The 17,336-nt window shown below is 66.5% G+C and carries 21 protein-coding genes and 1 tRNA gene; 9 read left to right on the top strand and 13 right to left on the bottom strand.

Features of this window, described 5'->3' with window-relative positions; genetic code table 11:
* Nucleotides 1-7: 7 nt before the first annotated feature.
* From AmiPiv_RS14480 to AmiPiv_RS14495, 4 genes are all read right to left on the bottom strand, one after another.
* The gene (locus tag AmiPiv_RS14480; RefSeq protein WP_340038182.1) at nt 8-337 is read right to left on the bottom strand and encodes a hypothetical protein; all 330 of its coding nucleotides are present in this window, start codon (nt 335-337) and stop codon (nt 8-10) included.
* 297 nt (nt 338-634) lie between these two features.
* Nucleotides 635-940, bottom strand: coding sequence for a hypothetical protein (locus AmiPiv_RS14485; RefSeq protein WP_340038183.1), 306 nt, complete (start codon nt 938-940; stop codon nt 635-637).
* Between the two features lie 16 nt (nt 941-956).
* Nucleotides 957-1,277, bottom strand: coding sequence for a VpaChn25_0724 family phage protein (locus tag AmiPiv_RS14490; protein ID WP_340038184.1), 321 nt, complete (start codon nt 1,275-1,277; stop codon nt 957-959).
* Nucleotides 1,278-1,282: 5 nt separating this feature from the next.
* Complete coding sequence (locus tag AmiPiv_RS14495) at nt 1,283-1,672, bottom strand: hypothetical protein (RefSeq protein ID WP_340038185.1); 390 nt, start codon at nt 1,670-1,672, stop codon at nt 1,283-1,285.
* Nucleotides 1,673-2,097: 425 nt separating this feature from the next.
* Here AmiPiv_RS14495 and AmiPiv_RS14500 point away from each other — a divergent pair, with 425 nt between their 5' ends.
* Both AmiPiv_RS14500 and AmiPiv_RS14505 read left to right on the top strand, forming a co-directional pair.
* On the top strand, nt 2,098-2,499 hold the full coding sequence (locus AmiPiv_RS14500; protein WP_340038186.1) for a hypothetical protein: 402 nt from the start codon (nt 2,098-2,100) through the stop codon (nt 2,497-2,499).
* 9 nt (nt 2,500-2,508) lie between these two features.
* Nucleotides 2,509-2,706, top strand: a complete 198-nt coding sequence (locus AmiPiv_RS14505) for a hypothetical protein (RefSeq protein ID WP_340038187.1) — start codon at nt 2,509-2,511, stop codon at nt 2,704-2,706.
* Between the two features lie 110 nt (nt 2,707-2,816).
* On the opposite strand, the gene AmiPiv_RS14510 is transcribed toward AmiPiv_RS14505, so the two are convergent.
* Nucleotides 2,817-2,892, bottom strand: a tRNA-Ile gene (locus tag AmiPiv_RS14510).
* 132 nt (nt 2,893-3,024) lie between these two features.
* Between AmiPiv_RS14510 and AmiPiv_RS14515 the strand changes: the two genes are divergently transcribed.
* Nucleotides 3,025-3,738, top strand: coding sequence for an SIMPL domain-containing protein (locus AmiPiv_RS14515; protein WP_340038188.1), 714 nt, complete (start codon nt 3,025-3,027; stop codon nt 3,736-3,738).
* Nucleotides 3,739-3,897: 159 nt separating this feature from the next.
* On the opposite strand, the gene AmiPiv_RS14520 is transcribed toward AmiPiv_RS14515, so the two are convergent.
* Both AmiPiv_RS14520 and AmiPiv_RS14525 read right to left on the bottom strand, forming a co-directional pair.
* On the bottom strand, nt 3,898-4,311 hold the full coding sequence (locus tag AmiPiv_RS14520) for a hypothetical protein (RefSeq protein WP_340038189.1): 414 nt from the start codon (nt 4,309-4,311) through the stop codon (nt 3,898-3,900).
* Nucleotides 4,312-4,529: 218 nt separating this feature from the next.
* Nucleotides 4,530-4,976 carry a YcgN family cysteine cluster protein gene (locus AmiPiv_RS14525; protein WP_340038190.1) on the bottom strand — a complete coding sequence of 149 codons (447 nt, stop codon included), beginning with the start codon at nt 4,974-4,976 and terminating at the stop codon, nt 4,530-4,532.
* A 213-nt stretch (nt 4,977-5,189) separates the two neighbouring features.
* On the opposite strand from AmiPiv_RS14525, the gene AmiPiv_RS14530 reads away from it, so the two are divergent.
* Complete coding sequence (locus tag AmiPiv_RS14530; RefSeq protein WP_340038191.1) at nt 5,190-7,280, top strand: OmpA family protein; 2,091 nt, start codon at nt 5,190-5,192, stop codon at nt 7,278-7,280.
* A 544-nt stretch (nt 7,281-7,824) separates the two neighbouring features.
* Here the strand turns inward: AmiPiv_RS14530 and AmiPiv_RS14535 are convergent.
* The gene (locus AmiPiv_RS14535) at nt 7,825-8,250 is read right to left on the bottom strand and encodes a VOC family protein (protein WP_340038192.1); all 426 of its coding nucleotides are present in this window, start codon (nt 8,248-8,250) and stop codon (nt 7,825-7,827) included.
* 68 nt (nt 8,251-8,318) lie between these two features.
* Between AmiPiv_RS14535 and AmiPiv_RS14540 the strand changes: the two genes are divergently transcribed.
* A complete protein-coding gene (locus AmiPiv_RS14540) occupies nt 8,319-8,915 on the top strand; it encodes a TetR/AcrR family transcriptional regulator (protein WP_340038193.1) in 597 nt (198 codons plus the stop codon).
* A 58-nt stretch (nt 8,916-8,973) separates the two neighbouring features.
* On the opposite strand, the gene AmiPiv_RS14545 is transcribed toward AmiPiv_RS14540, so the two are convergent.
* From AmiPiv_RS14545 to AmiPiv_RS14555, 3 genes are all read right to left on the bottom strand, one after another.
* Nucleotides 8,974-9,261 carry an HlyU family transcriptional regulator gene (locus AmiPiv_RS14545; protein ID WP_340038194.1) on the bottom strand — a complete coding sequence of 96 codons (288 nt, stop codon included), beginning with the start codon at nt 9,259-9,261 and terminating at the stop codon, nt 8,974-8,976.
* Between the two features lie 262 nt (nt 9,262-9,523).
* The gene (locus tag AmiPiv_RS14550; protein ID WP_340038195.1) at nt 9,524-9,817 is read right to left on the bottom strand and encodes a GYD domain-containing protein; all 294 of its coding nucleotides are present in this window, start codon (nt 9,815-9,817) and stop codon (nt 9,524-9,526) included.
* 128 nt (nt 9,818-9,945) lie between these two features.
* Nucleotides 9,946-10,557, bottom strand: a complete 612-nt coding sequence (locus AmiPiv_RS14555; RefSeq protein WP_340038196.1) for a LysE family translocator — start codon at nt 10,555-10,557, stop codon at nt 9,946-9,948.
* A 179-nt stretch (nt 10,558-10,736) separates the two neighbouring features.
* On the opposite strand from AmiPiv_RS14555, the gene AmiPiv_RS14560 reads away from it, so the two are divergent.
* Nucleotides 10,737-11,396, top strand: coding sequence for a methyltransferase family protein (locus AmiPiv_RS14560; protein ID WP_340038197.1), 660 nt, complete (start codon nt 10,737-10,739; stop codon nt 11,394-11,396).
* 225 nt (nt 11,397-11,621) lie between these two features.
* Here the strand turns inward: AmiPiv_RS14560 and AmiPiv_RS14565 are convergent, their stop codons facing one another.
* Entirely contained in the window at nt 11,622-12,704 is a 1,083-nt protein-coding gene (locus AmiPiv_RS14565; RefSeq protein WP_340038198.1) for a citrate synthase, read from the bottom strand.
* A 74-nt stretch (nt 12,705-12,778) separates the two neighbouring features.
* On the opposite strand from AmiPiv_RS14565, the gene AmiPiv_RS14570 reads away from it, so the two are divergent.
* The 3 genes from AmiPiv_RS14570 to AmiPiv_RS14580 all read left to right on the top strand — a co-directional run bounded on the left by AmiPiv_RS14570 (nt 12,779) and on the right by AmiPiv_RS14580 (nt 15,224).
* A complete protein-coding gene (locus tag AmiPiv_RS14570) occupies nt 12,779-13,990 on the top strand; it encodes a citrate synthase family protein (protein ID WP_340038199.1) in 1,212 nt (403 codons plus the stop codon).
* Nucleotides 13,991-14,038: 48 nt separating this feature from the next.
* Nucleotides 14,039-14,422 carry a DUF1801 domain-containing protein gene (locus AmiPiv_RS14575; RefSeq protein ID WP_340038200.1) on the top strand — a complete coding sequence of 128 codons (384 nt, stop codon included), beginning with the start codon at nt 14,039-14,041 and terminating at the stop codon, nt 14,420-14,422.
* 151 nt (nt 14,423-14,573) lie between these two features.
* A complete protein-coding gene (locus AmiPiv_RS14580; RefSeq protein WP_340038201.1) occupies nt 14,574-15,224 on the top strand; it encodes a DUF930 domain-containing protein in 651 nt (216 codons plus the stop codon).
* Between the two features lie 57 nt (nt 15,225-15,281).
* Here AmiPiv_RS14580 and rpoD read toward each other — a convergent pair whose 3' ends face one another.
* Nucleotides 15,282-17,303, bottom strand: coding sequence for an RNA polymerase sigma factor RpoD (gene rpoD, locus AmiPiv_RS14585; RefSeq protein ID WP_340038202.1), 2,022 nt, complete (start codon nt 17,301-17,303; stop codon nt 15,282-15,284).
* Nucleotides 17,304-17,336 lie beyond the last annotated feature (33 nt).

Genomic DNA, 17,336 nt, shown 5'->3' on the forward strand with positions numbered 1-17,336 from the left:
CCCGGGCTCATAGATCGCATTGCCAGTCCGTCGGCGGTGCTTCTGGATACTCGACCTTTGCGACGATCGTCTGGCCGGGCATCCCATAGGCTTGCCAGTTGAGCTGCGGTTCCTGACCTCGATCGAGCTCAATGGTCAGGTTCGTCGTGCCGTCCTTGTGAAGGAAGGGAGGGCACAAGAGGCTCCCCCGACAAGTCACCCATGCCGCTCGATACGTGTCGATCAGGAGTTCCCTGAATTCCGTCCACCAAGGATCACCAACCGGCCGGAAATTCACGGCGTGAAGATAATTGCCCAGCTTGTCGGCTCCGTTCACGAGGCGCTTGTTGACCGGCATGTGGTAGACTGTCAGCGGTGGTACACCGTCAGGAATCAGGGTGATCTTGGAGATTTTCTCCTGAGAGAAAATCCGATCGAGCTCCTTGGCTTTCTTGCCAACTTGCCAAGACCGGGCGAGCGAACGCCGATACCGCTCTCTTGCGCTTCTAGATATTCGTCCTGCCTGGCTTCAACACAGCACCTCAATTCGAGGGCAGCATAGAACATCGAATGAAGGTCGGACGACACAAGGCATGCTTTGGCGCGAGCCAGATAGGCGTGGCTGGAGGTTCCGTAGCTGTCTCCCATGGGCGGCCTACAGTGCGTCGGGCGACGGAAAATCGTCGAAGCCGTCCGGAAGATCGAGCGGTTCAAGATCACTCGGATTCACCGTGGCCATGCTTGCCATGCGCATGTTCTGAATGAAGCCGATCCAGCGCCGATCGGCCTTGGCGTTGCTCGCGATCAGGCGATGCTCGCGCAGCTCGCCGATGTAGCCACCTTTCAGCCCATAGACCTCACGGCCCTTCAGGCGGCCGACGTGCCGACCGTCCTTCGTGTAGAGGTCGCCATGATAAATCCACCCGAAATAGTCGCCGCTCCAGCGGTGCACGAAGCTCATCGGGCGGTTCCTTCGATCAGTAGGGGCAATCCGGATAGGCGCGAAGGACACCTTCGCACGAATCGTTCCCGATCGCGACGGCTTCGCCGCGCTCTGTCAATCGCGCGACGACGAGGTTTTCGACCGGCTCGACGACGACAAGGTTGAGTTCCGCAAGCCGCTGGAGCGCGTCCCGCACCTGTTCATGGCTGCCGCCGAGCGCGATCGTCTGGAGGTAGTCGGCCAGGACACGATCATTCGCCCGCTGGCCTGAATCACGATGCAAGACGCGCAAGATCGCAAGCGCCTGGTGCTGGCGCCGGATTGCATGCATCGGCTCGATCGAATTTCGCAGCATCGCGGTTACGCGCGCTTCCGCCGCTGCTCCATGGCCTTCTGATAGTCAGCGTCTGCAATTCGCTCCATCTCCGCGATCAGCCATGCCCAGGCATGAAGATACTTCGCCCGGAATTCGAGATATGCGGCGATGTTGTCGATCAGGATGACGGCCAAGCACTGGTTCACGTCCCAATACTCGATCAGGTAGCCGTGCCGGCCGGCGTCATAGATGTAGACCGAGTCCAGATCTTCCCCGAACTGGTGATGCAGGTTGACGCCGTTGCGGCTGTAGATGGCAGGAATGTCGCCGCCATGCTCGTCGGCGTCACGCATAATCGCCGCGTACCAGTCGGGAGCCTCACACGGCTGTAGGGAAGCACCATCGAAACGAAGGCAGCTCTCTTTGTCGGACATGATCGTCTCCTAGTGATTCGAGGGAACCGATCATGACTCGCAATGCGGCTCCCCGCGAGGGGAGTGCTTGCGCGAATCGTGTTTTGGAGTAGCCTGCCCCGGTGGGTGTGGAAACCCGGACTAGCGATCGGCCGGTGGAGCCTTGGCGGGCTCGGCCTCTCTTGGCGGAAAGGCCCCGGCTTAAAACGACTTGCCCTGATCAGGGCAGTCAACGGACGCGCTTGGCGGCGCGGCGCCGATCGGCCGAATATGGCCGGGGGCGGACGTGCTGTCCAGAGCCCGCGAGGGCTTAAAAGCGTTCGACCTGTCTCGCTGGCAGGTTTCCACCCCCCGGCTGCCGGCCCGACGCCCGGTGAAGGAATAGCTTCTGTGGAAGGAAGCGTATTCCCCGGCTGTGGACGGCCGGCATTACCAGCGAGACCACCATGACCATGAACCGACGTTCCGTTCTTCAAGGAACGGCATTCCTTGCCACTTTCCCGGCCGCAGGGCACGCGCTGGAGCGCGTTGAGACACTTCCGGGTAGCGATACACCCGGCGTTACACTTCTCCCCTCCGAACAGCCCCGATCGGTGCTCATGTGGATCGACACGATTCCGGCTTGGCGCGGACCAGGCCTTTATGAGGTCGAGTATGTCGACGGTCCGCGGATCGTCTTCATCGAACCGGAGCCGATCCACCCCGAGAGCAATGACATCTGGTTCCGCGCATCGGAAGGCGTTGCCGATCGCGAGGCTCGCGGAAGCTGGTCAATGCCGTCGGCTTCGCTGGCGTTGATGACGATTCGCAAGGTCGGCGATATCGATCTCGCCGGTTTGGCCGCGTAAGTGCGGACCATGTTGGCCTTTGCCTTGATGATCTCGACGCGCGTCCTGGCGGACGTGATCTCGCCGGCGCTGACATGGCGCTGGCGGGAACGCTCGATCGAGGAAATGAAGCGCCGTCGCTTCGCCCGCCAGCGACTCGAGGTCGCCGTCTGCCTTCGCGCGGTCGGCCGGCGCGCCCGCGATTGGGCCGATCCCGATCAGCGGTGACGATCAGCCCGCCGTCGACGAGGCGGCGGGCTTCCCCTCATCCCGTACATATGGCGTACATTTCCCGGATTTGTGCAGAATAACGAGGCGAGCAAAGCCTTGATTTTCAATGGTGGGCCCGGAGGGACTCGAACCCCCAACCAAGCGGTTATGAGCCGCCGGCTCTAACCATTGAGCTACAGGCCCCACGCGCGCTGGATAGTGGCTTTTTCGGGCGGAGACAAGCCATCTTCGCCACGCACTTGCGCTCCGCCGCAATCCACCCATAATCCGCCCCTATTCGGCATGGCCGGAAGGGCCATCCAGATGGAGAATATTATGAATCGCAAATACATAGCGCTCGCTCTCGCGAGTGCTCTCGCGCTTCCCGCGGCCGCCGCCCGCGCCGAGACGACGCCGCCGCCGCGCATCATCGTCACCGGCGAAGGCGAAGCCACCGTGGCGCCCGATCTGGCGCTGCTGTCGCTGTCGGTGATGCGCGAGGCCAAGACCGCGCGCGAGGCGCTCGACGCCAACAACGACGCCATGGCCGCCGTCATCGCCGCCATGAAGTCGGCCGGCGTCGAGGACCGCGACCTGCAGACGGCCGGCATCCAGATCTCGCCGCGCTACAACTACACCAACAAGCCCGACGGCACGCAGACGGCGGAGCTGGTCGCCTACCAGGTCACCAACACGCTTTCGGTGCGCATCCGCGACGTCGCCAAGACCGGCGAGATCCTCGACAAGTCCGTCTCGCTCGGCGTCAACCAGGGCGGCGGCATCACCTTTGCCAACGACAACCCCTCCAAGGTGATCGCCGAGGCGCGCAAGCGCGCGGTGGCCGATGCCATCGACAAGGCCAAGGTGCTCGCCGCGGCGGCGGGCGTCAGCCTCGGCCGCGTGCTCGAGATCGCCGACCAGTCCTACGCTCCCCCGCCGATGCCGATGCAGGCCAAGAGCTTCGACAGCGCCGCCGGTGCCGCTCCGGTCGCGGCGGGCGAGAACAGCTACAAGGTCCAGGTCAACGTCACCTTCGAAATGAAGAACTGACGGGGCGCCGGCCGGGCATCGCCCGGCTGCGTCGGCCGATCGCCGCTGTACCCAATGCCGTGCAATGAAAAACCCCGGAGGCCAAGCCTCCGGGGTTTTGTTTGGAGCCGCACCCGTCCGCCGGACGGGGGCTCCCGCTACTCCAGGCCGTGAAAGGCCTTACCAGCGCACGACCGGGCAGTTCGGGGCGCGGGCGAAGGTCACGTAGACGCGCTCGCCGTACTTGCGGCCGCGCACGGTGATGGTGCGGCGGTTGACGTCATCGATGCGGGCGCGGCGGATGCCCATGCGCTCGGCCTTGTCGAGCGCGCGGTCGGGCGTGCAGCGGCGATCCCAGCGGCGGTCGTTGCGGCCGTAGTCCCAGCGGCCCTCGCCGCGATTGTCCCAGCGGCCGTTGCGGTCGTCGTCGCGATAGCCATCTCGGTAGCCGTCCTGGACATAGACGCCGACGCGCGGTTCGCCCTGGCCGAGGTTGAGATAGAGCCCGTCCGCCTGGGCGCCGGCCGGGATGGCGGCCAGGGTGCCGAGGCCGACGAGGGCGGAAATGGTGGCAGTCTTGATCTTGTTGAACATGGTCGTCTCCTTAGGGGGCCGTCAAACCTTCTTCGCCTGAGCGATGGGCACACAATGCCCTGCCCAAGCTGAACCGATCTCGAACCTGACGTTCATCTTCGGTTCATCCGGTAACTAACTGGTTTTCCTACTTTTTCCTTTGCAAGAGAGGTTTCCGCCCGGCCCGCCCGGTGGTAGCCTGGAGAATGTTCTGTGCGCCTGGTTCGCCCAAAAGGCGATCATGGCTCGCCCTCGAGCACGTGCTCGAAATAATCTTCCGGCTCGGCCAGTTCGTCCTCCGAGGCCGTCAGCCTGCCGCGCACCGACATGCCGGCCTCGTGCACGGTCTCCCGGCTGCCCGAGACGAGGTGGTGCCACCAGTAGAGGTCGCGGCCCTCGGCCACGAGCCGGTAGGCACAGGTACTCGGCAGCCAGCTGATGGTGCGCACGTTCTCGGGCGTCAGCCCGACGCAATCTGACACCTTCTCGAGCCGGTTGGCATAGTCCCGGCAGCGGCAGGTGGCGCCGTCGAACAGGCGGCAGCCGACGCTGGTCCAGTAGATCTCGCCGGTGTCCTCGTCCTCGAGCTTCGACAGGCAGCACTTGCCGCAGCCGTCGCAGAGCGATTCCCATTGAGCCGGGCTCATCTCCTCCAGCGGCGTCGTCTTCCAGAACGGCTCTTCCATGGCCCGGCATTTGGCGCGGCTTGCGGGCCACGTCAAGCGCCGACGCAGGGCGGCAGCCATCGCTATGCGCGGAAAACCACGATATTGCCATCTTGCTGTCGGGCTAATGCCGGGAAGCGATGCGAGTGCGGCCCGGACGGAACCATAAGCGGTTCCATATGTTTGGGCGTGGACGGGACCCGATACGAACCCGATATGAGGAGACTTCCAACGATGAAACGCCAGTCACGGATTCTCGCAGGCACGGCCATCGGCCTGTTCATGGCGTCCGCGCCGCTGGGCGCGATGCCCATGGTGGTCGAGACCGCGGCATCCGGCAGGGCTTTGCCGCTGATTCGGGTGCAGGTCGAATGCCAGGAAGGCGAGTCGGCGGAAGCTTGCGCCGCCCGCGGCGCCCAGGAAGCCGCCCCCGAACAGCCGCGCCGCAAGAAGCGCCAGGCCGAGGAACAGCAGCAGCAGGAGCAGGCGGCGCCGGAGGCCGAGCCCCAGCCGCAGCAGGCCGAGGAGCCGCAGCCGCGCCGCAAGCAGAAGCGCCAGGTCGAAGAACAGCAGCAGCAGGCGGCGCCGGAGGCCGAACCGCAGCCGCAGCAGGCCGAGGAGCCGCAGCCGCGCCGCAAGCAGAAGCGCCAGGTCGAAGAACAGCAACAGCAGGAGCAGGCGGCACCGGAGGCCGAGCCTCAGCCGCAGCAGGCCGAGGAGCCGCAGCCCAGCCGCAAGCAGAAGCGCAAGATCGAGGAACAGCAGCAGGAGCAGCCGGCGATCCAGGCCGAGCCCCAGCCGCAGCAGGCCGAGGAGCCGCAGCCCAGCCGCAAGCAGAAGCGCAAGATCGAGGAACAGCAGCAGGAGCAGCCGGCGATCCAGGCCGAGCCCCAGCCGCAGCAGGCCGAGGAGCCGGCAAAGCAGGCGGAGGAGCCCGCAAAGCAGGGCGAGGAGCCTCCGAAGAAGCGCAAGCTGCGTGCCCAGGAGCAGACGCCTGCCGAACAGGCTGAAAAACCGGCCGAGGCGACGCTCGAGAAGGCGCCCCTACCCGCCACCACCGAGACCCCCGCGGGCGAAGCTCCGGCGCAGGCCGAGAAGCCCGCCGAGGGCGAGCAGAAGCCCGTCCAGCAGGGCGAAGCTCCTGTGAACCCGAACGAGGCGCCACTGCTCGACAGCCAGAAGGAAGCACCGCCGCCCGCCCAGGCCGGTAGCGAGCAGCCGGCGCAGGAAGGAAAGCCGCTGCGCAAGCTCAAGCCCGGCCAGCAGCCGGCACAGCAGGAGCAGCCCGCCGAGCAGACGGCGCAGCCCCTGCCGGCGCCCGTCGACCTCGGCCCGCCGCCGACCGACGACAGGCAGGCCCAGGAGGCAGCCCAGCCGGTGGAGATCAAGCCGGTGACGGCCGAACAGGGCACGCGGCTCGAGCGCGCGCCCGAAATCGACCTGCGCCGCCGCCCACGGCCCGAAGGCACCGAGGTCGTGCGCGAGATCGGCGACCGGCTGATCGTCGAGATCAACAACCAGATCATCGTCGAGAGCAACGACCGGCCGCGCCTGACCCGCAACGCGCAGGACGTCTACTATGAGGAGTTGCCCGGCGGCCGCACCCGCGAGGTGATCATCCGCGACAACGGCAACCAGATCATCACCATCCGCAACCGCTATGGCGACATCGTGCGGCGTTCCCGCATCACGCCAGACGGCCGCGAATACGTGCTGACCTATGTCGACGACCGCTATTACGAGGAGATGGACGAGTGGCGCGATCCGGGTCTCGACCTGCCGCCGCTGGAGCTGCACATCCCGCGTGACGAGTACATCCTCGAGGCCGAATATGTCGACGACCCAGAGGCTTACTACGACTTCCTCGAGCAGCCGCCGGTGGAGCGCGTCAAGCGCCTCTACTCGGTCGACGAGGTCAAGCGCTCGGCCCGCGTGCGCGACATCGCCCGCCGCATCGACCTCGACACGCTGACCTTCGAGTTCGGCTCGGCCTCGATCCCCGAGAGCGAGATCGCCAAGCTCGAGGGCGTCGCCAACGCCATGGAGCGCATGCTCAAGAAGAATCCGGCCGAGACCTTCCTCATAGAGGGCCACACCGACGCCGTCGGTTCGGACGTCGCCAACCTGGCGCTTTCCGACCGCCGCGCCGAGGCCGTGGCGGACGCGCTCACCAACGTCTTCGGCATCCCGCCGGAGAACCTGTCGACCCAGGGCTACGGCGAGCGCTACCTCAAGGTGAAGACCCAGGCACCGGAGCGCGACAACCGTCGCGTCGCCATCCGCCGCATCACGCCGCTGGTGGCGCCCATAGCCAGCGCCAACTGAGGCACCCCTGTCCGGCTCGCCACCCGGCGGGCCGGACAGGGTCTCCGTGACCCCGCATCGAGCGCGATCGGGCCAATTGCCCGGCTTTCGCCATTGAATCGCTGGATTTCGATGCCAAATACATAGCTGACGTGGTTCCCTGCCCCGTCAGTCTCCATCCAAGGAGACACGGGCCCGGCCGAAATCCCCCCTCCAGCGGCCGGGCCTTGTTTTATCCGGGCACCAGCCTGAAACCCATCGCAAATTGTCGGGCGTCTCATGAAACGCCTCGAACTCGCCATTGAATCCGTCGTGCTGGCCGCGCGCTGACTGTTGGTGGTGAGGTGGATGATCGTCAGCCACATCAGTTGGTCGGTGGTGTACTGCTGGTTGAGCCGCTGCCGGGCGCGGATTCTTTTTCTCAGCCGCGCCGGCCAACAGCCTGGATCGATTCAGCATTTTGGCCGATCGCTCATTCGGCGGCGGCGTCGCAGTTGCCGGTTTGGCGACGGTGATCCGATACCGCAAAGTCCAGGCAGCCGGCCGCGCCAGGCCGGCCGTCGAGCTACACCGGCACCGCCTCCGGTGCGTAATGCGCCAGGAACGCCTGGCTCGGCGGGATCGGCTTGATCACGTCGATCAGCACGCCGTTGGGGTCGCGGATGATGAAATGGCGCTGCCCGAACTCCTCGTCGCGCAGCGAACGCAGGATCGGCAGACCTGCCGCCAGGAGGCGGTCGTGGACAGCATCGACGTCCTTGACCTCGAAGTTGATCAGGAGCCCGCTGGCACGTCCCCGCCCCTCCTGAGGGATGGTCTCGTGGTCGCCGTCGACGATGCCGAGATTGACGCGCCTGTCCTCGGCCGAGCGCAGGTGCACGTACCAGTCGCTCTGAAACAGCGGTTCGAAGCGGAAGTGCTCGATGTAGAAGGCCGCGGTACCGGCCACGTCGCCGGTCATCAGCACGGGGTAATAGCTCGTCGTCCGCATGGCTTTCCTTCTCCTCGCAATAAACATACACTCTGCATGTAGATTCAATTAACATACAGGCTGCATGTATGCAAGAGAGACTGGAACGGCGCACGAACCGCGACCGCAGCGAGGCGATGCGGGCGCTTCTGATCGAGACGGCGCGCAAGCTCTTCGCCGAGAAGACCTATGCGGAAACCGGCACGCCCGAGATCGTGGCAGCCGCCGGCGTGACGCGCGGGGCGCTCTATCACCACTTCGCCGACAAGGAGGCGCTGTTCCGCGCCGTGGCGGAGCACGAAGCAGCCACCGTCGCCGCGGAAATCGAGCGCGCGGCGCCCGACGGCCTTGGCCCCCGCGAGGCGCTGCTTGCCGGCAGCCAAGCCTATCTCGAGGCGATGCGGGCGCCCGGACGCACGCGGCTGCTGCTGCTCGACGGACCGGCGGTGCTCGGCCGGGCCGGCATGGACGAGATCGACGGCCGCCATGGCAACCGCACCCTCCGCGAAGGGCTGGCGATCGCAATGCGCGCTGGCGCGATGCAAAGGCTGCCCCTCGCGGCGTTGACCAGTCAGCTGGCCGCAGCCTTCGACCGGGCAGCGCTCGCCGTAGACGCCGGCTCGGCCATGGCCGACCAGATGGAGGTGGTCACGGCGCTCATCGATGGGCTGATGCTGGACGCCTGATGCAGAGAGGCCCGGCGCGAAGGCCGGGCCATCGATCGATCAGGATGGGCTGAGAGGCTCAGCCGAACATGCGCTCGCCCTGCTCGTCGACGAGCTGGCGCCCCTTGGTCAGCGACACCTCGACGGCGTCGTCGAGCGCGGCGAAGCGGTCGGCGCGGATGAACTTGTGTTCCTTGACGACGCCGCCGACTTCCTTGGAAACCACGCCGCAGGTCTGGAACTGGCCGCCTTCCTTGTAGGGCGTGGCCTTGATGGCGAAGCCCTTGTACTCGATTTCCTTGGCTGCGGCAGGCGCCTGGGCTTCGGCTCCGCCACCCCCGCCGAACAGCCTCTTCAAGAACGACATGTCATGTTTCCCGTTGTATTTCGGGACCTTATTCGCTTCCCCTCGCGCCGTCGAGCGGTTTGGCCACGTGCTCATCTTGGAGATTGGCCAATGCCCCTCTCCGCCACGCTCGCTCGGTACCCCTCACCCGGAGGCGGGGGAAGGCGCCGGCCTGCCGTCATCCTTCCTCTCCCCCGTCGATCGGGAGAGAGGTGGTTTGCGAAGCAAACCGGAGTGGGGGTCGACATGCATCGTTGGTGAGTTTGTTGTCCGCTCCGCCCCTCTAGCCCAGCGAGGCGATGATTTCCCGATAGGCAAGTTCGGGGAAGGCCTTCAGCGTGCGGGTCCGGATGTTGCCCGCCTGGCCGAGTATGAGCGCGAAGCGCGCCACCACCGCGTCGTCCGGCGCCTCGGCCACCGCCACCATGTCGCACTCTCCCATGGTCAGATAGAAGGCCTTGAACGATCCGCCCATGTCGCCGAGCAGCTTCTTGGCCGCGTCGAGCCGCTTCGGCGACGCCTTGACGTCGCGCATCCCCTGGTCGGTCCAGTTGATCAGCATGATGTAAGTGGTCACGGCACACCTCCTTCCGGCGCCACGGAGCACGGCACAATGCCGGGGCGGGCATCCGGGTCGTCGCCCTCAATGCATCCGACGGTGGAAGTATCCTCCCCTGCCGGGCCAACGGCAAGGATGGTGCCGGCTCAGCGCTCGGTCAGCGCCAGCTTGGCCCCGAGTGCCACGAAAGCCGCGGCGAAGCTTCGCCGCATCCAGGCCATCACCCGCGGGCTGCCCGTCACCTTGTCGCGCACGGCCGCCGCGCAGAGGCCGTAGATGGCGAAGATGACGAAGGTCGCCAGCATGAACACCCCGGAAAGTTCGAGCATGCGCGCCAGCACGTTGGCCTCGCCGGGCGCGATGAACTGCGGCAGGAAGGCGACGAAGAAGATCGACAGCTTGGGGTTGAGCAGGTTGATCAGCACGCCGTCGACCAGTACCTGGCGGGCGCTGCGGCTGTCCGGGCGCGCCTCGATCATGAGCGCGCCGTTCTCGCGCAGGCTCTGCCAGGCCATGTAGATGAGGTAGGCGACGCCGGCATATTTGACGATCTCGAAGGCGAGCGCGCTGGCGTGCAGCAGTGCCGCCAGACCGGTGAGCGCGGCGACCAGATGCGGCACGATGCCCAGCGTGCAGGCGAACGCTGCGAGCACGCTCGCCCTGCCGCCGCGCGAAAGCCCGGCCGCGAGCGTGTAGACGACGCCCGTTCCGGGCGAGGCGACGATGATCAGCGTGGTCAGCAGGAACTCGATCGACATGGGCAGCTTGCTCCCCCTCTTTCCAGTCGGAACCATAGGTGAACGCACGACGCGGCGGAAGCCACCCGATTTCTGACGACGCAGCGCGGCCGCCGGATGCCCGCGATCCTGGCTCCGGTCGAACAATGCGCCGCCGCGCCCTAGCTGTAACATCGAGCGTCGATGACATGGAGGCAGCGATGATCCCCTCGCCCAGGCTGGCTCTGGCCGCCATTGCCGGAACGCTGGTCATGTTGGGTCTCGCCATCCTCGGCGGGGGCGGATTTGCGGCCTTCTTCTCCAATGCGGCGCGCACCACGGCCGCCGTGCTGACCGTGGTCCTCACCGTGATCGCCCTGTTCAGCGGCGGCAACCTGAGCCCGGGCGAAGAGGAGGACCGCTCCAATCGCTGGGTGCTCGCCGTCTTCGGCGTGCTCGGCCTGCTCGGCGCCTTTGTGCCTGCCTACACCGATCGCATCGATTTCTGGACGATCGACGGCGACACGGTGCGCTGGACAGGCATCGTGCTCCTGCTCGGCGGCAGCCTGCTGCGGCTATGGCCGGTCTTCGTGCTCGGCGACCGCTTCAGCGGGCTGGTGGCCATCCAGCCTGGCCACAAGCTGGTCACCACCGGGATCTACGGGGTGGTCCGCAACCCGAGCTATCTCGGGCTTCTGGTCGGTGCGCTCGGCTGGGCGCTCGTCTTCAGGTCCGGCGTGGGCGTGCTGATCGCCGCGCTCAATCTGCCGCCGCTGCTGGCGCGGATCGCCGCCGAGGAGCGCCTGCTGCACCGGCATTTCGGCAAGGAGTACGAAGATTACCGCCGCCGCACCTGGCGCCTTGTTCCGGGCCTCTACTGAAAGGGCGTGGGCTGCATCGGCCCCGCCAATAAATCGGCAATACCGGAATCTTTTCCGCAGCGAGGCAGTCTGGCTGCGAGGTCAACTTGCAGGAAAATGCGAGCAGATCCTGCAGCGGCTTTTGGGCGCGTGAGCGCTTGCCACCCCACGGCCAATGACAATAGCCCGGGACGATGCCCGGGCCATTGCAGTCGCCATCAAGTCACAGCGTCCCAGGGCCGGCGGTCAGCCTGGCATCGGCCCGACATAGACGGACGCCGGGCGCAGCAGCCGGCCGGTGCGCTGCTGTTCCAGCGCATGCGCCACCCAGCCCGCCGTGCGGCCCACCGCGAAGACCGGCGTGAAGGCGTCGCGAGGGATCTTCAGGGCGCCGAGCAGGATCGCCGTGTAGAACTCGACATTGGTGTCGAGCCGCCGGCCCGGCTTGGCGCGGGCGAGCGCTTCACGGGCATAGGCCTCCACTTCCGCGGCAAGCCCCAGATCCATCCCTTCGGAGCCCAGCGTACCCACCGCGCGCTTCAGCACGTCGGCGCGCGGGTCGCGCACCTTGTAGATGCGGTGGCCGAAGCCCATCAGCCGGTCGCCGCGCCCAAGCGCCGCATCGATCCAGGGCGCGATCTGCTCGGCGCTGCCGATCGCCTCCAGCATGTCGAGCACCGGCGCCGGCGCGCCGCCGTGCAGCGGGCCGGAGAGCGCGCAATAGGCGGCAGTGACGGCCATGAAGAGATCCGCCTGCGTCGATGCGACGACGCGGCCGGCGAAGGTGGAGGCATTCATGCCGTGGTCGCTGACCGTGACCAGATAGGCATCGAGCGCGGCGGCTTCCGCCGCACTGCCCGGCGCGCCACGCAACATGCGCAGCAGGTCGGCGGCCTGGTTGAGCTTCGCATCGGGTGCGACGGGTGCGAGCCCCTCGGCCCGGCGCGCAAGCGCGGCCGCAAGCACCGGCATCGCGCCCAGCAGCATGACCTCGTCGGCAATCCCCTCCTCCCGGTCGATGGCCGCGACCGCGGCGCGAAAACCGGCGCCGAGCGGCAGGCCGTCCGTCGCCGGCAGGATCTTCTCGAGCCGCGCATAGGCGCGGACACGGGCTTCGCCGAGCATCCCGCGCAGTTCGTCGGCGGCGACTTCCGCCCCGGCCGCCGCAAGCAGGCGCGCGGCCACGCCCGCGAAATCCGTCTCGTCGGCCAGTGTCGCCACCCGGCTCCCCGCGATGATCAGTTCGCCGCGCTCACCGTCCACATGGGAAAGCGCGGTCGCGGCTGCGGTCACCCCGTCCAGGCCGGCGGTGGTTTGATGAAGTGTCATGGTCTGCTCCCTGTTGCGTCGCAACAAGGATGAGCCTCTTTTCATATTGATCAATCTTGATTAACTTGATCAATATGAAAAATCTGGCAGAACCGCTCTATCTTTCCGCCCGCGAGGCCGCCGGCGAACTGGCCGTGTCGCCGGCCACGCTCTACGCCTATGTCAGCCGCGGCCTGATCCGCTCGGAACCATCCGACGACGCACGCGCCAAGCGCTACCGGGCCGACGACGTGCGCGCGCTGCTGGCGCGGCGGACGCCGGCCAGTGCGGCACGCGGCGGCGAAGCCGAGCCGCCGGTGCTCGATTCCGCCATCTCGACCATCACCAGCGAAGGATCGATCTACCGCGGCGTCCACGCCGTCGCCCTGTCCGAGCACGCAACCTTGGAACAGGCGGCGACGCTTCTGTGGGACATCAGCGGCGCCGACCCCTTCGCGGCCGACAACCTGCCGGTGGTGAACGAGACCATGCGCACCGTCGCGGCGGCGACGGCCGGCGAAGCGCCCATCCCCCGCGCGATCGCTATGCTGGCGCTGGCCGCCGGCAGCGACCCCCGAGCCTTCAACCGTTCGCGCCAGGGCCGCGCCGAGGTCGGCGCACGGGCCATGCGCCTGCTGGCCGCAGGCATTCTGGGCACCAGCCCCTCGCCCGCCCCGGTCCACCGCCAGGTCGCGGCGGCCTGGGCAACCGGCCATCCGCATGCCGAGTCCGTCTTTCGCCGCGCCCTGGTGCTGCTCGCCGACCACGAGCTCAACCCCTCGACCTGGACCGTGCGCTGCGCCGCCTCCACCGGGATCAACCTCTACGATGCGCTGATCGCGGGCCTGGTGGCGCTCAAGGGCCCCAGGCACGGCGGCGCCGGACCATTGGCCGCCCACATGGTGGCGAATTTCGCGGTGACCGACGTCGCCGCCAACATCCGCGAGCGCGTCGCCATCGGCGACCGCATCCCGGGCTTCGGCCACACCGTCTACCACGACGGCGACCCGCGCGCCGACAGCCTGCTGGCGACGCTGGCCGAAGCCGGCGCCGACAGGCGGCTTGCAGTGGAGGCGCCTGCCCTCATCACCGAAGCCACCGGCCTCCACCCCAACATCGACTATGCACTGGCGGTGATGGTGCGGACGTTCGGCTTGCCGATCGGCCACGAGACGGCGTTCTTCGCCATCGCCCGCTCGGCCGGCTGGGTCGCGCATGCCATCGAGCAATTGACCTCGGAGACGCTGATCCGCCCGCGCGCCCGCTATGTCGGCCCGGCGCCTGGACGATCCGCCAGTCTGGCCTGAACGCCCGTTCTCGACGATGCTTGCATCGATACCTGGGGAGACAGCCAGATGCTGAAGGAAGTTCCGGCGGCGAACCCGCAAGCCTATGTCGAGGCCCTTGGCGGCTGGCGCCGGGAGGTCGTCGAGGCATTGCGTGCCGCCGTCCGCGCGGCCGGCGATCCCGAAGCGCGCATCAAATGGGGCCACATCGTCTGTTTCTCCAACGGCCCCGTGCTCCTGATCCGCGCCGAAGACGCCCGCGTGCTGTTCGGCTTCTGGCGCGGCAAGCGGCTGCGCGCGATCGAGCCAAGGCTGAAGGCCGGCGGCAAGTACGAGCTCGCCACCATGACGTTCCTGGAAGGCGACACGGTCGACGTTCCTCTGGCCGAAAGGCTCGTCCGCGAGGCCGTGCGCCTGAACGCCGAGGTCGGCGACCCGACCAAGAGCAGCTAGTCTAGGCGGTAGTGCCAAGACAGCCAGCAACCTGCCGCCGACGTTCTACGTTTGCCGGCGCAAGCGCAACCAGCGCGCTGAACGATGTCGGGCGCCGCAATGGCGCCATAGTGACAGGCGAACCAACCGGCTGCATCTGAAAGCCGGTCGCATGACGCCTGCCGTGAAACTGGAGCCCAGCTGGCTCGCCTCGCTGGCATTGCATGCCCTGCTTTTGGCGGCCATGCTGCTGTTGCCACGGCCACACCCGTTCAAGGTGCCGGCCGAAGTGGCGGTGCCGATCGAACTGGTCCCGCCCGCACCCGAACCGGCGAAGGTCCCATCGCCATCCCAACCCGAGGCTCCCGTCGCCCCGCCTTCCGACGAAGCCGCAACCTCTCCGGAACCAGAGGTTTCCGCCTCTCAAGGGCCGGCCATGATCAAGGCGCGCAGCTTCTACGCGGCCAAGGTGCTCGCCGACCCGCGCAGCCGCGGCGGCAGGCAGGCGCTCGCAACCTTCGCCCCCGACGAGCGCGCCGTCCAGATCTGCAACATAGAAGCCATGGAGCAGATCCATCGCTGGAAGGCGGAACTTCGTCCCGATCTGGTGACCCCTTACGCCACCCGCGACCTGAAGATCGAGGGCGGCTCTATCCGCGCAGAGGGCGGCGCGTTCCGGGCCGGGCGGCGCTGGTACGGCGTGACATTCAACTGCGAAGTGGCCGGCGGCGCTGTCGCTGCCTTCGAATTCAGCGTCGGCGAGGAGATCCCCGAAGCCATGTGGGCCGAATACAACCTCGCCGCTGACGACCCGGCAGACTAGGCCTATGAACGAAAAAGCCCGGCCGGAGCCGGGCTTTCTTGAACGACATGGAACCGATCAGCTGTCGAGGAAGCTGCGCAGCTTGCGGCTGCGGCTCGGATGCTTGAGCTTGCGCAGCGCCTTGGCCTCGATCTGGCGGATGCGTTCGCGCGTGACCGAGAACTGCTGGCCCACTTCCTCGAGCGTGTGGTCGGTGTTCATGCCGATGCCGAAGCGCATGCGCAGCACGCGTTCCTCGCGCGGGGTGAGCGAGGCGAGCACGCGCGTGGTGGTCTCGCGCAGGTTCGCCTGGATCGCCGCGTCGATCGGCAGGATCGCCATCTTGTCCTCGATGAAGTCGCCGAGGTGCGAATCCTCCTCGTCGCCCACGGGCGTTTCGAGGCTGATCGGCTCCTTGGCGATCTTCAGCACCTTGCGCACCTTCTCGAGCGGCATGGCGAGCTTTTCGGCCAGTTCTTCCGGCGTCGGCTCGCGGCCGATCTCGTGCAGCATCTGGCGCGAGGTCCGCACGATCTTGTTGATCGTCTCGATCATGTGCACCGGGATGCGGATGGTGCGGGCCTGGTCGGCGATCGAACGGGTGATCGCCTGCCTGATCCACCAGGTGGCATAGGTCGAGAACTTGTAGCCGCGCCGGTACTCGAACTTGTCGACCGCCTTCATCAGGCCGATGTTGCCTTCCTGGATGAGGTCGAGGAACTGCAGGCCGCGGTTGGTGTACTTCTTGGCGATGGAGATGACGAGACGCAGGTTGGCCTCGACCATTTCCTTCTTGGCGATCGCAGCCTCGCGCTCGCCCTTCTGCACCTGGTTGACGATCTTGCGGAATTCCAGGATCGAGATCGCCGTTTCGGTGGCGAGGTTCTGGATCTCGGCGCGCAGGTCGCGGATCGCGTCCTTCTCGTTCTTGGTGAACTCCTTCCAGCCGCGGCTGGACAGGTTCGAGATCGAGCGGATCCAGTTCGGATCGAGTTCCGAACCCTGGTATTCGCGCAGGAACTCGTCGCGGCGCACGCCATAGCTTTCGGCGAGGCGCAAGAGCTTGCCCTCGTTCTGCACCAGGCGCTTGTTGATGTCGTAGAGCTGCTCGACCAGCGCCTCGATGCGGGCCTGGTTCAGCGACAGCGACTTCACCGCCTTGATGAGCTGGTCCTTCAGTTCCTTGAGGCGGCGGTCCTGGCTCGGCGACAGCGTTCCGGCGGCGGCGAGACGGTTCTCGACCTGCTGGTCCTGCAGCTTCCTGAGCTTCTTGTAGGTGTCGGCGATGACGTCGAGCGTCTCCATCACCTGCGGCCGGAGTTCGGCTTCCATGGCCGCCAGCGACAGGCTGGCCTCGTCCTCGTCCTCTTCCTCTTCCTCGCCGCGGGTATCGCCGCCGACATTGGTGATGTCGTCTTCCTCGTCGCCGCCGCGGCGGCGCGGCTTCTCGTCGACCTTCGGCTTGGCGTCTTCCTCGACGCGCTCGACCACCGGCGCCTGCTTGCCTTCAGGGCCGGCATAGGTCGCCTCGAGATCGATGATCTCGCGCAGCAGGATCTTGGCTTCGTTGAGCTCGTCGCGCCAGATGATGATGGCCTGGAAGGTCAGCGGGCTTTCGCACAGGCCGGCGATCATCGTCTCGCGGCCGGCCTCGATGCGCTTGGCGATGGCGATTTCGCCCTCGCGCGACAGAAGTTCGACCGAACCCATCTCGCGCAGGTACATGCGCACCGGGTCGTCGGTACGATCGGTCGGCTCTTTCTTGGTCGTGGTGGTGGCGACGGCGGTGCCGGTCTGTTCGGCAAGCTCGTTGGCATCTTCCTCGGCATCGCCTTCGGCGGCCTCGGCTTCCTCGCCCTGCTCGTCGTCCTCGACCACGTTGATGCCCATGTCGGAGAGCATCGCCATCGTGTCTTCGATCTGTTCGGAGGTCACCTCCTCCGAGGGCAGCACCGCGTTCAGCTCGTCCATGGTGACATAGCCGCGCTTCTTCGCGAGCTTGATCATCTTCTTGACAGCGTCATCGGAAAGGTCGAGCAGAGGGCCGTCGGTTGCGCCCTCGCGTTCGGTTTCGACCTCTTCCTTTTCTTTTGTCGCCATTCTTCGCTTTCTCCAGGCGGCCCGTCAGCCGCT

It is taken from the genome of Aminobacter sp. Piv2-1 (genome assembly GCF_037625995.1).
GTDB lineage: Bacteria > Pseudomonadota > Alphaproteobacteria > Rhizobiales > Rhizobiaceae > Aminobacter.

What these genes read in the sequence shown, in the direction of transcription:
- AmiPiv_RS14575 (WP_340038200.1), top strand. Translation starts at nt 14,039, where the DNA reads ATGCTGAAGGAAGTTCCGGCGGCGAACCCGCAAGCCTATGTCGAGGCC.
- AmiPiv_RS14580 (WP_340038201.1), top strand. Translation starts at nt 14,574, where the DNA reads ATGACGCCTGCCGTGAAACTGGAGCCCAGCTGGCTCGCCTCGCTGGCA.
- AmiPiv_RS14495 (WP_340038185.1), bottom strand. Translation starts at nt 1,672, where the DNA reads ATGTCCGACAAAGAGAGCTGCCTTCGTTTCGATGGTGCTTCCCTACAG.
- AmiPiv_RS14555 (WP_340038196.1), bottom strand. Translation starts at nt 10,557, where the DNA reads ATGTCGATCGAGTTCCTGCTGACCACGCTGATCATCGTCGCCTCGCCC.
- AmiPiv_RS14530 (WP_340038191.1), top strand. Translation starts at nt 5,190, where the DNA reads ATGAAACGCCAGTCACGGATTCTCGCAGGCACGGCCATCGGCCTGTTC.
- AmiPiv_RS14500 (WP_340038186.1), top strand. Translation starts at nt 2,098, where the DNA reads ATGACCATGAACCGACGTTCCGTTCTTCAAGGAACGGCATTCCTTGCC.
- AmiPiv_RS14570 (WP_340038199.1), top strand. Translation starts at nt 12,779, where the DNA reads ATGAAAAATCTGGCAGAACCGCTCTATCTTTCCGCCCGCGAGGCCGCC.
- AmiPiv_RS14515 (WP_340038188.1), top strand. Translation starts at nt 3,025, where the DNA reads ATGAATCGCAAATACATAGCGCTCGCTCTCGCGAGTGCTCTCGCGCTT.
- AmiPiv_RS14535 (WP_340038192.1), bottom strand. Translation starts at nt 8,250, where the DNA reads ATGCGGACGACGAGCTATTACCCCGTGCTGATGACCGGCGACGTGGCC.
- AmiPiv_RS14520 (WP_340038189.1), bottom strand. Translation starts at nt 4,311, where the DNA reads ATGTTCAACAAGATCAAGACTGCCACCATTTCCGCCCTCGTCGGCCTC.
- AmiPiv_RS14525 (WP_340038190.1), bottom strand. Translation starts at nt 4,976, where the DNA reads ATGGAAGAGCCGTTCTGGAAGACGACGCCGCTGGAGGAGATGAGCCCG.
- AmiPiv_RS14560 (WP_340038197.1), top strand. Translation starts at nt 10,737, where the DNA reads ATGATCCCCTCGCCCAGGCTGGCTCTGGCCGCCATTGCCGGAACGCTG.
- AmiPiv_RS14545 (WP_340038194.1), bottom strand. Translation starts at nt 9,261, where the DNA reads ATGTCGTTCTTGAAGAGGCTGTTCGGCGGGGGTGGCGGAGCCGAAGCC.
- AmiPiv_RS14565 (WP_340038198.1), bottom strand. Translation starts at nt 12,704, where the DNA reads ATGACACTTCATCAAACCACCGCCGGCCTGGACGGGGTGACCGCAGCC.
- AmiPiv_RS14540 (WP_340038193.1), top strand. Translation starts at nt 8,319, where the DNA reads ATGCAAGAGAGACTGGAACGGCGCACGAACCGCGACCGCAGCGAGGCG.
- AmiPiv_RS14480 (WP_340038182.1), bottom strand. Translation starts at nt 337, where the DNA reads ATGCCGGTCAACAAGCGCCTCGTGAACGGAGCCGACAAGCTGGGCAAT.
- AmiPiv_RS14485 (WP_340038183.1), bottom strand. Translation starts at nt 940, where the DNA reads ATGAGCTTCGTGCACCGCTGGAGCGGCGACTATTTCGGGTGGATTTAT.
- AmiPiv_RS14490 (WP_340038184.1), bottom strand. Translation starts at nt 1,277, where the DNA reads ATGCTGCGAAATTCGATCGAGCCGATGCATGCAATCCGGCGCCAGCAC.
- rpoD (WP_340038202.1), bottom strand. Translation starts at nt 17,303, where the DNA reads ATGGCGACAAAAGAAAAGGAAGAGGTCGAAACCGAACGCGAGGGCGCA.
- AmiPiv_RS14505 (WP_340038187.1), top strand. Translation starts at nt 2,509, where the DNA reads ATGTTGGCCTTTGCCTTGATGATCTCGACGCGCGTCCTGGCGGACGTG.